This is a genomic window from Klenkia sp. AC732, from assembly GCF_979256525.1.
In genome coordinates this window covers 1-257 of record NZ_CEEDOS010000126.1, presented here as the reverse complement: position 1 = coordinate 257, position 257 = coordinate 1, and the positions used below count along the sequence as shown (strand labels likewise).

The 257-nt window shown below is 81.3% G+C and carries 1 protein-coding gene; it reads right to left on the bottom strand.

The features are described 5' to 3' along the window. A partial coding sequence (locus AC0IVP_RS21960; RefSeq protein WP_471759286.1) for a hypothetical protein occupies positions 1-257 on the bottom strand: 257 nt, incomplete at both ends.

The following is a 257-nucleotide window of genomic DNA, read 5'->3' as shown; positions in this document are numbered from 1 at the left end:
GCCTGCTCCTGCGCGCCCGGCGGGGCCGCCCCGCCGGGCGCGCAGGAGCAGGCGGGCCGCCGTCGTGGTGCCCAACCGCAGGTCCACGGCGTCGCGGGCGACCACGGCGCCGGGCCGGACGGTGCGGGTCAGCTCGGTCTCCAGCTGCTGCAGGCAGTCCGGGGCGAGCACGGTGCCGGCCGAGACGACGGCGCCCAGGTCGTGGCCGGCCTGCCAGCGACGCCAGCCCTGGTCCAGGGCACCGGCGGTGCCGCCGG